Raw genomic sequence first — 12,486 nt, 5'->3', positions numbered from 1 at the left:
CCAGATTCTCGTATGTAGCATACACAACAGGTGTTATAAGACAACGTTGTATTTGCTACACATCGGACGTCCGTCATGCATGACATTTCGTGGAGCGTCGCCGCTTCCGCTGTTGGCTCGGCCTTCCTGGCCTCGTTAGTCGAGGTCGTCGAGGCTTTCACAATCGTGCTGGCCGTCGGGACCCTTCGGGGTTGGCGCGCTGCTTCGCTCGGAGCGGCAGCAGCACTCGTTCTGCTGGGCGCCCTGATCGTGTTGCTCGGCCCGTTGCTCGGCCATGTGCCGATCCGACTTCTGCAACTTATCGTCGGCGTGCTGCTGCTCCTGTTCGGGATGGGTTGGCTGCGGAAGGCGATCCTGCGTTCGGCCGGTATCATCCCGCTTCACGACGAGGAAGCGATCTTCGCATCGGAGTCAGCGCAATTGACTGAGGCGGCCGGAAACCGCGGCGCCTCCCTGGCTTGGATCGCCGGGCTCACCGCCTTCAAGGCTGTGCTTCTTGAAGGCCTAGAGGTTGTTTTCATCGTGATCGCCGTCGGCTCCGGAAAGGGACTGCTCTGGCCCGCCGCGCTGGGGGCGCTCGGCGCTTGCTTAACGGTCCTGGCCGTCGGTGTGGCCGTCCACAAGCCGCTTGCCAGAGTGCCCGAGAACACGCTCAAATTTGCGGTCGGCGTGATGCTGTCGGCGTTCGGCGTGTTCTGGACGGGCGAAGGGCTTGGCGTCGAGTGGCCGGGCCAAGATCTGGCGCTGATCGCGTTCGCGGCCGCCTTTCTCGGAGTCGCACTCGTCACCGTTTCCTTTCTTCGCTCACCTACAAAGGCGATGGCCGCATGAGCATTTTCGTCGAAGTCATCATGGAACTCGTCGGCATGTTTTTGGCCGACGCAATGCTCACGATCGCGACGATCGTTCTCGTCACGGTCGTAGCCGTCGTAGTCTGGTTGATACCGGATAATCCCCTCTTCGGCGGTGGTCTTCTCTTCCTCGGATGTCTTGCGATCGTGATCTGCGCCTCGCTTCGCGCGGCCGGCAAGCGAAGAGCGGCCAGCTGAATGGCCAACGACGTCTATCTACCGGGTGGACAGCTTGCATCCTCTTGGGCAATCGTTCGTGATGCGCGGCGAGATCTGAGCTCGTCCGCCGCCCGGCCAAAACTGGCTTTAATGCCCGTCAAGCCTGAACGGCGGGTGACATCATTTCGGAGCCGTATTGCAGAACTTGCACCTTCTCGAGCGTAACCAGGCCGCTGGTCATCATTCGGTCCAGCACAGGAAGAAAGGTATCAATCTTCGACTGGCTGTCTACGATCTCGACCACCAGAGGCAGGTCTTGGGACAATCGCAAGATCTTGTTCGTATGCAGTCGCGTCGAATGACCATATCCGATGCAACCGCGCATTACTGTTGCACCAGCCAAATGCATTTCCCGTGCTTTCAGCACGATTGCTTCGTAGAGGGGCAGATGGTTGTGCTTGTCTTCTTCGCCGAAGAATATCCTCAGTAAGACCGCGTCTCGAGGGAGCTGCATATCTAGACCCCATCGCAATTGTATCAAGACGGGCCGCAAACCAAGATCGAGGTCAGATACTCAAAGTACCATAGACAGCTCGGCCCTAGATGCCGCTTATCGCCGCTCAGCGTCACCCAAAACCCTGAGCGCTTGCAAGCCAAATGACCAACACAATAGCTCTTTGTCCCGGCTTCATTGCAGCACGAAGGAACGCGATAGGACAAGAAACCTGACACGTCCGGATCCTGGCCAGCCCGCGCTCGCCATGCCGACCGGCAGTCATGCCGCGGTGCCAAATGGACCGCCAGCGCGCGTAAGCTTCTTCTGATCGCCTGCTTCGGCTCCTCCGCTCTCACACCGTCCCGCTTCACTTCACCACTAGCACCGGACAGGGAGCCAGCTGAACAATACGATCGGCGCGGCTGCCGATCAGACGCTCATAGAGGGCAGAATGGCCGGTGGCTCCTATAACCAGGAGTTCGGCTTCGATCCTGCCGGCCAAATCGACGATGTCGCGGACCGGATGTCCGGCGACGACGTGGGTGTGTAGCGTCACCTGACTCTGTCCGGCTAAAGTTCTCGCTCGCTGGACGACGCCATGATACCGGCGCGCCGCCGTACCAGTCTCCTGCCGCACCTCTTCCACAAACTCGGGCATATAGTCGATCTCTTCCACTGAGATCATGTGAAGTTCCGAGTTGTTTTGTTTTGCCAACGCAATGGCAAAGACAAGCGCGTGGAAGGCGTGTTCGGAACCGTCATTGGCATGGAGTATCTTCCTGAACATCGGACTCTCCTGCTATTTGGCCTGTCGCGCAGGCCTAAGCTGCCTTGCAGCCTCCTCTTCAGCTTGCTGGGACTCCGGCTCCGGTAACAAGTGATGAGGCAGATAGAACGCGTTGGCAATGATTGTCGGAATTACTGCGCTGCCGATCACCGCCGCGACCAGCGCGGAATATTGGCCCTGGTTGATGATCCCGTGCGACAGACCGAAGAGCGAAGAGATCGTTCCGAAGGTGAGGCCCGTGGACATCAGAAGCGTCGTATACATCGCTTCCTTATTCGGAGATCCAAAGAACTTCGTCACAGGATAGACGCCAACGATCTTCGTTGCGATCTTGACCACCAGAAAAAAGATGAAAGCAGCCGGTGCGGCTATCAGCGCCGGGATCGATACGAACGAGCCGGCACGGATGAAGTAAAAGGGGGTCAATAATCCGAAGGTCAGCGTTCGCAAGCGCCGCACCAAGGCATGATCCTTGCCGACCGTTCCAGCCAATACCATCCCGATGAGGTAAGCCGGCAGGACAGCCTCGCTGTCGGCCCAGGTTGCGAGCGCACCCATTCCCAACAAGCAGAGCAGAAGAAATTTCGTCTCAAGCTCCGAAGGCCGCCCGCCGTATATATGGAAGAAGCGCGGCGTCAGCCAAGGGAGGATCACAAACACGACGACACCGACGCCGAGAAAGATGAACGTCTTCATTGTGAACGGTGAGAAAATCAGGCCAAGCGCGACCACCGTGCCAAGATCTGTGACAAAGCACGCGGCTAGGACCGTCTTGCCATACTCCGTGGTGTTGAAGCCGAACTCAATCATGACGGCGTAGACAACGGCGACCGAGGTGGTCGACATCGCAACGCCCGCAAGCCAGCTAGGCATCGGTTGCCAGCCGAGGAGGTAGTGAGCGGCGGCTGCGCAGCCGATGAACGGGAAAGCGAAGCTCGCAAGTCCGACGGCCGCCGCTTCCTTCCACTTGAGCTTGAAGATAACGGGATCAAGCTCCGCACCTGCGAGAAAGGTCAAGACAATGGCACCGATACCCGAGAGAAACTTGACCCAGGATTCATCCGTGCCGAGGACAGCAGATCCGATCGCGGCCCCGATGATCAACTGCGCAATCGTCCCAACGACGATCTCTGAAAGGGCCGTCGAGATACGAAGCCAGATCGATAGCAGGCTCGCAATCAGTGCGAGACCTAACCACAATGCAGCAAGTGCCCATACTCCGGTCATTAGCGATGTCCTTTTGAAGCCACGCTCCCAGCCCTCAAGAAAGGGGGCGATCTCGCGATGCGATGACGTATTCGGCCACTGCCGTAACAAGACCCAAGAAAAGCATGCTCAGCACGATCTCCAGCGCCGCATCCAACAGGAACGCGAAGACGGCCGTGACAACGACCGCCGCGAGAACAGAAGCCGTGAAGCGCAAATTGGAGAGCAGCATCCGCACCAGATTCTCCATTCGCAATCGACATGCCCACCCGAGGAGGCCTCGGGCAGACGGAGATCGTCTGGATGCTTGACACGGAAGGAAGGCAGCCAAGCTCCTACCGACGCTAAGCGTCCAGTAGGAGTCATCAGCCTCAGCGGCGGTTACGGGGGGACCCCATCCCCTGAATCTACCCTAATTCTAACCGGGATTTGCCGGTTAGCAAGTCGGCACCATGGGAATTCCGGGCGATTGGCGGCGTAAGGGAAGCGCTGACGTTTCTTGGGAGGCCGTTGCATCGGTCCGCGATTCCGATTCCTCAACGCGATCATTCATCGCTGGTTCCTCATGGCGCCTAACGCGTTATGCTTGAGGCAACCCGGTCAACTCCTCTTTAAGCGGGATATGCTCCGGGAATTTGCGCGAAAACCAAAGTGCTGTGGCTGCAGCGATTTGGTCAGGAGGATAGATGGGCGCCTCGCCAGCTCGCACGAGGCCCAGGGTTGGGGCCGACAACGCAAAGGCGATTCGGCGCATAAGGCTGCGCCACGGCGAAGCCGTGTGGGCGATGGCGAACCTTGGATTCCAGGGAGCGGCCACTAGCAGCACGTTTTATGAGTACATCAAGTCGCTGCGCAAGTTTGGCATTCCCTTCGGAAAGATCGGTCTCGGACGGCGGGGTCTCGCAAACTACTCTTATTGTCACCTGATGGAACTCGCGCTCGTCCTCACGACGCGCGTCTACTATTTCGTTCCAGACGCGATACTCGGGGAGATCATCGAGTACAGGCAAGTTCTCTACCGGCACTATCGGCGAGCCTATCTAGATCGAGATGCGGGCATCGGTGCGCCCATCACGGCGTCTGTGCGAGCTCGCGCAGGCGACAAAAATGCGCACTGCTTTCGGGTCTTCGTCGGCGTTTCGATTGCGGTGAATATGTGGATGCCACGTTGAAGAGACTGCAACATGACTGATCAGAAGACCGCGGAAATGGCGCTGCGGAATCAATACCGTCTCGGCGTCGGGATCGTATTGCTGAACCAGCGTGGTGAGGTGTTTGTCGGCAGGAGGCCGGACCTGAAGCCCGACGTCTGGCAAATGCCTCAGGGTAGCATCGAAAAAGGAGAGACCCCACAACAGGCTGCTCTCCGGGAACTCAAGGAAGAGGTCGGGACGGACAACGCCGAACTGCTCGCCGAGAGCAGAGATTGGTTGCAATATGATGTCCCATCCGAGTTTGTACCTAAAAGATGGTCCGGGCGCTGGAAAGGACAGCGTCAAAAATGGGTCGTGATGGTCTTTCGCGGTGCCGATACAGACATCAACGTTGCAGGAGATGACTCTGAGCTCGACGCTTGGCGATGGGTGCCGACGAAAGACATCGCCGGCCTGGCCGCGCCGTTCAAACTTTACCTCGATGTCATCGGCGAGTTCTCAACCATTTTCCGGGATTGAACCAATGACCACCGCCATCCGAAGTCTGAATGCCTTCGGAATACTGGACTCGCGCGGCTATCCGACGCTCCGCGTGGTTGCCACGTTAGACAACGGCTGCACCGGGACGGCTTCCGTTCCGTCGGGTGCATCAACCGGACGGCACGAGGCGCTTGAGCTTCGCGACGGAGATAGCTCGCGATATGGCGGCAAGGGGGTGCGCAAAGCGGTATCGCACGTTAATCAGATTATCCAGGATCACCTCCACGGCCAGGCGGCCGCGCCGCAGGACGCCGTCGATGCGACATTGGTTGCACTGGATGGTACCGAGAACAAAGCTCGTCTGGGGGCCAATGCGATCCTCGGCACTTCGATGGCGGTTGCGCGCGCTGCAGCGGCAGCTTCGGGCGTTCCGCTTTACCGATATCTCGCTGGCGCCTCGGTGCCGAGATTGACCGTACCAATGATGAACGTCATCAACGGTGGTCGTCATGCGCAAAATTCCCTCGACTTCCAGGAGTTCATGATCGTTCCTCACGGTGCGCCGAGCTTCGCCGAGGCGCTCCGCTATGGAGCGGAGACCTTCCACGCTCTGCATGAACTGCTGCACAAGGCCGGATATTCGACTGCGGTCGGCGACGAGGGCGGCTTCGCCCCCAACTTGGGAACAATCGAGGAAACCTGCGAACTGATCGTTGCCGCGATCAGAAAAGCAGGCTTGCGACCCGGTCCTGAAGTTGCGCTTGCGCTTGACCCCGCCGCAAGCTCATTCGCGAAAGATGACAAATACGTCTTCGCAAAATCTGGCAACATGACTTTCTCAAGCGCGGAACTGCTGGATCTCTATGATCGCCTGGCCCGGACATATCCGATTGTTTCGATCGAGGATGGATTTGGCGAAGACGATTGGGAAGGTTTCCGTCGGCAAACCGCCAGCTGCGGCGATCGATTACAGATCGTCGGCGACGATCTGTACGTGACCAATCCGCGATTCATTCGGAAGGGGATCGAGAGCAGCGCCACAAACGCGGTCCTGATCAAACTCAATCAGATCGGAACTGTCACGGAAACGATCCAGGCTGTTCAAATGTGCCGGGATGCAGGCTGGCGCTATATCATCTCGCACAGGTCGGGTGAGACAGAAGACACCTTCATCTCGGATTTTGCGGTGGCCATGGGTGGCGGGCAGATCAAGGCGGGATCGCTCTCGCGTAGCGAGCGACTCGCAAAATACAACAGGTTGCTCGGAATCGAGCGGGATTTGGGGCCTGGCGCGGCTTACGCGAGCCCTTTCTAGAAGAAGGGAGCGCAAAGCTCCGGCTGCCGGCATGATCGACGCCGAGGTGCTGGTAACGCTGCAGTGAGGCCGCGACGCTAAACCCAACCGATGACGAGATGAGACGCTTACGTCTTCTCCTGATCGCTGTTGCCTCCCGCCGAGGAGAGAACTTGATCAATTTGGAGTCGCTCGAACCATGACGTGCGTAACCGCAACTCCATCAACCGAGCACGAGCCGTTGAGCGCTGATCTTCCGATCCGCTTCGCAAAACGGCACGGCATGCGAGTATGGCCACCTGCGGGTCTGCATTGTTGATGAAACATCGGAGCCTATCTGCGTGCGTGGGCTTGAGCGATATGTCGCCCAACAACGAAAGAAGGCTCCGATACTTTGAAGCAATCCGTGGCCTCCAGCAACTGTCGCCCAATCCTCGATCCGAGGGAAAGGAGAGCGCTCTCGGCCGCATGCCGGCACTCATCCTCGCCTAATGCATTGATCAGGACCGGGACAGCCTCGCACCTCTGATAAGAGGCGAGCGCCGAGATTACGCCAATCAGCGGGCGCCGCGATGCCAGTCCGCGGAGAATTGTAAAAGTTCTCAAATCGCCTTTTCGGGCCATGGCAAGCGCTGCCGCACTGATCACGGCATCATCCCCGACCCGCTCAACAGGATCGTCGGCAGGCTTCGACCGCCGCAGGAATTCTTCTATGACGTCGAAAGCGCCGATCATCCCGAGTGCTTGGACCGCGCGGCATCGCACCTGGTAAAGGCCGCTTGGCTCTCTTTCAAACAGGAGTTCCTTCAATGCAGGTATCGCGCGTTCACCGATTGCGACGACCTCAAGAACGCCTCCGCAGTCGCGATGGAGGGCCGTCAAGCTCGAAAGGGCGCTGGAGAGCTTCTTCTCTTGGTTCTGATCAGGATCCGGCATGGACTTCTCCCTGAGTTCGCACAGAACCAGGAGTCATCGGCCGTTTGGGCTATTAAAGGCGAACTCCACCGCCATCCCTAAGCTAGAGAGAGGGTGCGGAGCGATCAAGAGGAGCAAGCATTTCACGTTACGAAGGCATCCTGACTGTCCCTGCAACTCTGGCCTCTGCAACTGCAAAAGCAACTAAGTGATGGCTGGAAAGGCGCCAAACTCCGGGCGAGCGCGAGCACCTTATGGCCCGGTTCGTCGAGCCGAGTACGCGACTCTGCGTATTGTGGACTTGCAGGACGGCGCTTCAATGAGCGCGCGGCGTAGCGAGATTTCCCGGCGGTCCGGGGCCTACACCGCCGATTGAAAAGAACGCGCTCGCGCGCTATGTTGGAATGAAGCGCCTGAGTGACCGTGTCCCGGTTCAAGCGGCGGTACTATAAATGATGCGGCGGTGGAGTTCGCCGGAAGCGCCCGATGGGCCAATGCCTCCTGCAAGGTGAGCCTTGTTGGGAGTCCGTCATGTGGAACGATTCGTCCAGTTTCGAAGGTTTGATCGTCGGCGCAGCAAGCAAATGCGACCGGGGGTGATGCTATGAGCACCGCCGGCCAGTCCAGACGCCTCGCGATTTACTTCATAATTTTGATCGGCGTCTTGAGCTTTTTCGCGGATTTCACCTACGAGGGATCTCGGAGCATCATAGGTCCCTACCTCGCGTCTCTACAGGCCAGTGGGACGGTCGTCGGGATTGTCACTGGATTTGGCGAACTGCTCGGCTACGGCCTTCGGTTGCTTTCCGGCCGTTTCGCCGACATCACCGGGCGCTATTGGCCGATCACCATCCTTGGCTATGCCATCCAGATGGCATCCGTACCTGCGTGGCGCTGACCTCCAATTGGCCGTCTGCCGCCGCATTGATCGTTCTCGAGCGAATTGGAAAAGCGATCCGGAATCCGCCACGCGACGTGATGCTTTCGCACGCCGGCAAGCAGGCTGGTGGTTACGGATGGGCCTTTGGATTACACGAAGCGCTCGATCAGTTTGGAGCGATGTTCGGGCCGCTTGCGATGGCGGTAATGCTTGCCCAAGGTCACGGCTACACTCAGGCATTTGCGGTTCTGCTCATCCCTGCCGTCATCAACTTGAGCCTCGTATTGATCGCCCGCTGGCTCTATCCGAAGCCAGAAGATATGGAAACGAACCCCTCCAATCCTGGCACCACGCGGATGCCGCGCACTTTTTGGATTTACCTGTTCGGCGCGGCGCTGGTTGCGGCTGGGTTCGCTGACTACCCCCTGATCGCCTTCCATCTATCCCGCGCTGAAGTGGTTCCCGGAAATTGGATCGCTATCTTCTATTCCGTCGCGATGGCGGTGAGCGGCACCGGATCTCTCATTCTCGGGAGATTGTTCGACCGGTTCGGGTTTGCGGTGCTGATCCTGCTCGCGCTTGTTTCGGCTCTCTTTGCACCTCTGGTTTTTCTCGGTAGCTTCTGGTCCGCGTTGCTAGGAGCTGCGATCTGGGGCCTCGGCATGGGCGTTCACGAGTCCATCATTCCTGCCGCTGTCGCGCCCATGGTGTCGGTTCACAGGCGAGCGTCAGCGTTCGGCATGTTCACGGCCGGCTATAGTTTCGCCTGGTTTATTGGCAGCGCCATCATAGGTGTTCTATACGACTTCTCAGTCCCTAGCGTGATCGCGTTCTGTGTCGTGGCGCAACTGAGTGCCCTTCCTGTTTTTGCTTGGGTAGGGCGCCGCCATTCTCCGCGCGGTACAGTGGCATAGGGGCAGCAGCTTGCAGCTAACATTATCACTTTGGGTTCTTGAAGCCGTTTTTTCGGCAGCCCGCCGATGTGACGGCTTGCGAAGAGGCAACCGGAACTGGAAACTGCATCAGCAGACGTCGAACCAACAGGTGTTACCATGACCCCAGATACAGTTCGGATTATCAAGCTCCACAAGCGGTGGGCCGACGGCTATACGGTTATCTGGTTGATCTTTGCGCTGTTGCTTCTGAGCGGCATCAAGTTCGCGCTAGAAAGCGGAGGTGTCGCTGCTCCGGAGCAATCGACCATCCTACTGCTTCTCGCTGTTCTGATCCTGATCGTCGCGATCTGGCAGGCGGTTGGCATGGGGATTGCTAGAATACACATGATCATCAGAGACATCGATCTTGAGCGGAAATAACAGGCTGCAAGGAGGACATCGAACGTGCTGAGTGGCTTTGTTTGCATTGTGATTGGCAGTGTACTCGGGGGGTGTGCACGCTACTTCATCTCGGGCGTCGTCGCACGAAACGTGGGCGAGACTTTTCCGTGGGGCACAATGATCATCAATGTCAGCGGAGCCTTCTTGATCGGAATCTTGGGTGCTCTAGCGACGGACCAATCATCATTGATGGCGTCGACCAATCCATGGCTGTTTGCCGTGACGGGCTTTCTTGGCTGCTATACGACGGTTTCATCATTCAGCCTGCAGACGCTTTCGCTGGCCCGTGATGGCGAAACCGGGCGCGCGGTCAGCAACGTTTTACTTTCGCTGGTGCTCTGCCTTTCCGCGGTGACATGCGGGTTTTCGCTCAGTGAATGGCTCTTGACATAGTTCGCCACATGCTTCGCAAATCGAATTCAACGACAGCCGACCGATGGAATACTGGGATTCTTTACGTCTATGTGGCATCAGGGGCTGTGGTTGGCGGCCTGGCAAGATTCCTTGTATCGGTGGCTCTGCAGACAGGAACAGAGTTTCCATGGGCCACGCTGTTTATCAACGCCACCGGGTCCTTCATCATTGGCTTTTACGCTACATTGACTGGTCCCGAAGGAAGGCTCTTCGCCAGCGCGCGGCAACGCCAGTTCGTGATGACCGGCTTTTGCGGGGGCTATACAACGTTCTCGACCTTCAGCCTGGAAACCTTCAAGCTGTTCCATTCGGGAATGAAGCAAACGGCTTTGGTGTACATTATCGCCTCCACGATCGCCTGGCTGGTCTCAGTATGGTTGGGGCACACAATCGCGAGCCGACTTAACCGCTTGAAGGGGAGCTAATGATGCAAATTCCGAAGCAGGCGGTCCTGCTCCGGATATTTATCGGCGAGGACGATCAGTGTAACGGATCACCGTTATACGAGGCGATCGTCCTGAAGGCGCGCGAACAACATCTGGCCGGTGCAACCGTGTTGCGCGGCCCTATGGGTTTCGGCAAGTCGAGCCGGCTCCACACGACCAAGATCCTTCGCCTCTCTGAAGATTTGCCATTGGTTATTGAGATCGTCGACAGCGAGGAAAACATCAACGGCTTCCTGCCCGTGCTCGATGGCATCATGACGAGCGGGCTGATCACGTTAGAAAAGGTTCAAGTCTTGCGATATGGAGAAGAAGCGACGGCGTAAGCCATGGGCGGGCTGGGCCACCGATCACACGATCAGGGACTAGTTGCGATATGGTGATGTTGACTGGGACGCCGCGCGCTGCCGCCTATCCGCGATAGCGAATTGATGGAGGAGCCCGGTAAGGCGCTTACCGAAGCGGCTGAGAATCGGCCACAATTTGTGTGATCAGATTAGGTACGCGCTAACCAGACAAGTCGCGAGGCTCATCTGTCGCAACGGGTCGGAATACCGCTAATTAAAATCCGAGTGTTTCTCCGTGCCATCCGGCTTTGGCGGTCAAACGTGGCACCCCGGGCGACAATTTCGCGGCACGAGATATCCGGGTCCTGCCATCGTCATCGGAGGCACTGTTAGCTTCCACGAGATGCAAGGGCCGGATGTTGGGATGTTGCGCAACCGGACCATCTCGCGATCCCGACTGACCATTTTCGAATTGAGATCGGCCGATCTCTCCGATTCACTTCTGTCGAAGTTCGCGGGATCTCATTTCCAGGATTTTGACGTCGCGCTGTAGCAGACGCTTCTTGTCTTCGAGATCAACCAGGTCCGTCCCAGTTGCCCCGTCTATCCTCGCCTTAATCAGTGCTGTTAGGTACGGTCTAAGTGTCTCTACGCTGCTGTGACCGGCGTACTCTGCCGCTTTGAGTAGGATGGTCGCTTCGGCGATGGGTATTCCATGTTCGTCTGTTTTGCCGAGAAATCGGGCCACGGTCCGCGTCAAGAATACGGCCCGGAGCCGATGCAGCGACGCGTTCTTGATCTCCACCTTCCGAAACAACTGGCCAAATAGGTTGGACACCGCATTTGGGTGGAATCGTCGACCTCTGTCCGACAGAAACACATTTTCGGGCTGTTCTTTGCGCCCCGCATACCGAGCCAAGAGATCTTCGCGCTCAATCGCTATGTATTCGAACAACGTACGGAGCAGATGCGGGCTCATCGGTACCTTCCGACGCTTGCCGCGCTTGGTGTCTCTGACCCACATATGGTGCAATTCGCCTGACGCTTGGAGCGCCTCGATGACTTCAAGAGCAGGAATGTCATGCACAAGCATGCCGATGATCTCTGCGCGTCGAAGCCCGGCCTCCTCGGCCACACTCAACATGAGCGAGTTTCTCACCGCGTGCTCGGCAAGCGCCGCTTCGGCATGGAGCCCCTCAATCTCGAGCTGATTTGGAGTATGACGATAGGATTGGCGCCTATTGGGCAGAAGCAACGGCGACCTCTTTCGAACCGAACCTCGCCCATTCTTGGACCGCGTTACATGCTCCTCGACTGAGACGGCCAGCATCTCCCCGACTGCGTAGAGCCCCGCGACACATCCGCTATCTTGACACCAGACCAGGAATTGAAACACACAGCTGATCTTTTTGTTTATCCGCGTTGGGGATATCCCGGCGGTCTCCATCGCATCTCGCCACTCAATCAAGTCCGCGTCATCAACGATGGTTCTACCATGTAGGTGAAATTCCATTCGGAATCCTTCGTCGAGACGGAGCATGGCCCGCTTGTCGAGGCGGTCAAACCACTCGCGTAGAATTTTCGCATATTCAAGAACCGTGCTGAGAGCCTTTTGGCGCCGCAGAACGAGCCCTCTTAGCCAGTTCGAGGGTTCGGTGAGTATGAAACCCGTCTCCCGCAGACGAAGAGTCGGGATTCCGGGTCTAGAAGCACCTCCTAATACGCAACTGTCATCGGACAATCGGATCTCGACAACGGGAAGGCGTGCTTCTCGATCAATTTC

General features: G+C 57.7%; 17 protein-coding genes and 2 riboswitches. Of the genes, 11 read left to right on the top strand and 6 right to left on the bottom strand.

The features are described from left to right. Nucleotides 1-75: 75 nt before the first annotated feature. Both AKN84_RS12780 and AKN84_RS12775 read left to right on the top strand, forming a co-directional pair. Nucleotides 76-831: a COG4280 domain-containing protein gene (locus tag AKN84_RS12780; protein ID WP_050421060.1), complete on the top strand. Its 756-nt coding sequence runs from the start codon at nucleotides 76-78 to the stop codon at nucleotides 829-831. Continuing rightward, on the top strand, nucleotides 828-1,049 hold the full coding sequence (locus tag AKN84_RS12775) for a hypothetical protein (protein WP_050421059.1): 222 nt from the start codon (nucleotides 828-830) through the stop codon (nucleotides 1,047-1,049). The genes AKN84_RS12780 and AKN84_RS12775 overlap by 4 nt, the downstream gene beginning before the upstream one ends. Before the next feature lie 118 nt (nucleotides 1,050-1,167). On the opposite strand, the gene AKN84_RS12770 is transcribed toward AKN84_RS12775, so the two are convergent. The 4 genes from AKN84_RS12770 to AKN84_RS12755 all read right to left on the bottom strand — a co-directional run bounded on the left by AKN84_RS12770 (nucleotide 1,168) and on the right by AKN84_RS12755 (nucleotide 3,737). Then, complete coding sequence (locus AKN84_RS12770) at nucleotides 1,168-1,524, bottom strand: DUF190 domain-containing protein (RefSeq protein ID WP_050421058.1); 357 nt, start codon at nucleotides 1,522-1,524, stop codon at nucleotides 1,168-1,170. A 349-nt stretch (nucleotides 1,525-1,873) separates the two neighbouring features. Continuing rightward, a complete protein-coding gene (locus AKN84_RS12765) occupies nucleotides 1,874-2,293 on the bottom strand; it encodes a universal stress protein (RefSeq protein WP_050421057.1) in 420 nt (139 codons plus the stop codon). A gap of 12 nt (nucleotides 2,294-2,305) precedes the next feature. Next, nucleotides 2,306-3,520 carry a cation:proton antiporter gene (locus AKN84_RS12760; RefSeq protein WP_050421056.1) on the bottom strand — a complete coding sequence of 405 codons (1,215 nt, stop codon included), beginning with the start codon at nucleotides 3,518-3,520 and terminating at the stop codon, nucleotides 2,306-2,308. 34 nt (nucleotides 3,521-3,554) lie between these two features. Beyond that, the gene (locus tag AKN84_RS12755; protein WP_128970718.1) at nucleotides 3,555-3,737 is read right to left on the bottom strand and encodes a hypothetical protein; all 183 of its coding nucleotides are present in this window, start codon (nucleotides 3,735-3,737) and stop codon (nucleotides 3,555-3,557) included. A gap of 111 nt (nucleotides 3,738-3,848) precedes the next feature. After that, nucleotides 3,849-3,910, bottom strand: a riboswitch (Fluoride riboswitch). Between the two features lie 275 nt (nucleotides 3,911-4,185). Between AKN84_RS12755 and AKN84_RS12750 the strand changes: the two genes are divergently transcribed. From AKN84_RS12750 to eno, 3 genes are read left to right on the top strand one after another with little or no spacing between them, the layout of a single operon-like run. Continuing rightward, on the top strand, nucleotides 4,186-4,671 hold the full coding sequence (locus tag AKN84_RS12750; protein ID WP_050421054.1) for a hypothetical protein: 486 nt from the start codon (nucleotides 4,186-4,188) through the stop codon (nucleotides 4,669-4,671). A gap of 12 nt (nucleotides 4,672-4,683) precedes the next feature. Next, nucleotides 4,684-5,172 (top strand): RNA pyrophosphohydrolase, encoded by a 489-nt coding sequence (locus AKN84_RS12745; RefSeq protein WP_050421053.1) that lies wholly within the window; start codon nucleotides 4,684-4,686, stop codon nucleotides 5,170-5,172. 4 nt (nucleotides 5,173-5,176) lie between these two features. Continuing rightward, on the top strand, nucleotides 5,177-6,448 hold the full coding sequence (eno, locus tag AKN84_RS12740) for a phosphopyruvate hydratase (protein WP_050421052.1): 1,272 nt from the start codon (nucleotides 5,177-5,179) through the stop codon (nucleotides 6,446-6,448). Nucleotides 6,449-6,760: 312 nt separating this feature from the next. Here the strand turns inward: eno and AKN84_RS12735 are convergent, their stop codons facing one another. Then, a complete protein-coding gene (locus tag AKN84_RS12735) occupies nucleotides 6,761-7,363 on the bottom strand; it encodes a HEAT repeat domain-containing protein (RefSeq protein WP_050421051.1) in 603 nt (200 codons plus the stop codon). A gap of 20 nt (nucleotides 7,364-7,383) precedes the next feature. Beyond that, nucleotides 7,384-7,445: riboswitch (Fluoride riboswitch) on the bottom strand. 501 nt (nucleotides 7,446-7,946) lie between these two features. On the opposite strand from AKN84_RS12735, the gene AKN84_RS48505 reads away from it, so the two are divergent. From AKN84_RS48505 to AKN84_RS12710, 6 genes are all read left to right on the top strand, one after another. Continuing rightward, the gene (locus AKN84_RS48505; protein ID WP_202814681.1) at nucleotides 7,947-8,240 is read left to right on the top strand and encodes an MFS transporter; all 294 of its coding nucleotides are present in this window, start codon (nucleotides 7,947-7,949) and stop codon (nucleotides 8,238-8,240) included. Beyond that, the gene (locus AKN84_RS12730; RefSeq protein WP_202814680.1) at nucleotides 8,231-9,136 is read left to right on the top strand and encodes an MFS transporter; all 906 of its coding nucleotides are present in this window, start codon (nucleotides 8,231-8,233) and stop codon (nucleotides 9,134-9,136) included. The genes AKN84_RS48505 and AKN84_RS12730 overlap by 10 nt, the downstream gene beginning before the upstream one ends. Nucleotides 9,137-9,274: 138 nt before the next feature. Further along, a complete protein-coding gene (locus AKN84_RS12725) occupies nucleotides 9,275-9,538 on the top strand; it encodes a hypothetical protein (RefSeq protein ID WP_050421050.1) in 264 nt (87 codons plus the stop codon). Between the two features lie 24 nt (nucleotides 9,539-9,562). Then, nucleotides 9,563-9,952, top strand: a complete 390-nt coding sequence (gene crcB, locus AKN84_RS12720) for a fluoride efflux transporter CrcB (RefSeq protein ID WP_050421049.1) — start codon at nucleotides 9,563-9,565, stop codon at nucleotides 9,950-9,952. An 8-nt stretch (nucleotides 9,953-9,960) separates the two neighbouring features. Continuing rightward, on the top strand, nucleotides 9,961-10,398 hold the full coding sequence (gene crcB / locus AKN84_RS12715; RefSeq protein ID WP_050421048.1) for a fluoride efflux transporter CrcB: 438 nt from the start codon (nucleotides 9,961-9,963) through the stop codon (nucleotides 10,396-10,398). 2 nt (nucleotides 10,399-10,400) lie between these two features. Continuing rightward, nucleotides 10,401-10,742 carry a DUF190 domain-containing protein gene (locus AKN84_RS12710; RefSeq protein WP_050421124.1) on the top strand — a complete coding sequence of 114 codons (342 nt, stop codon included), beginning with the start codon at nucleotides 10,401-10,403 and terminating at the stop codon, nucleotides 10,740-10,742. A 457-nt stretch (nucleotides 10,743-11,199) separates the two neighbouring features. Here the strand turns inward: AKN84_RS12710 and AKN84_RS12705 are convergent, their stop codons facing one another. Beyond that, nucleotides 11,200-12,444 (bottom strand): tyrosine-type recombinase/integrase, encoded by a 1,245-nt coding sequence (locus tag AKN84_RS12705; protein WP_157863287.1) that lies wholly within the window; start codon nucleotides 12,442-12,444, stop codon nucleotides 11,200-11,202. Nucleotides 12,445-12,486 lie beyond the last annotated feature (42 nt).

The sequence above is a fragment of the Bradyrhizobium tropiciagri genome (assembly GCF_001189845.1).
In the GTDB taxonomy this organism is placed as follows: domain Bacteria; phylum Pseudomonadota; class Alphaproteobacteria; order Rhizobiales; family Xanthobacteraceae; genus Bradyrhizobium; species Bradyrhizobium tropiciagri.
This window is presented reverse-complemented; position numbering and strand designations above follow the sequence as displayed.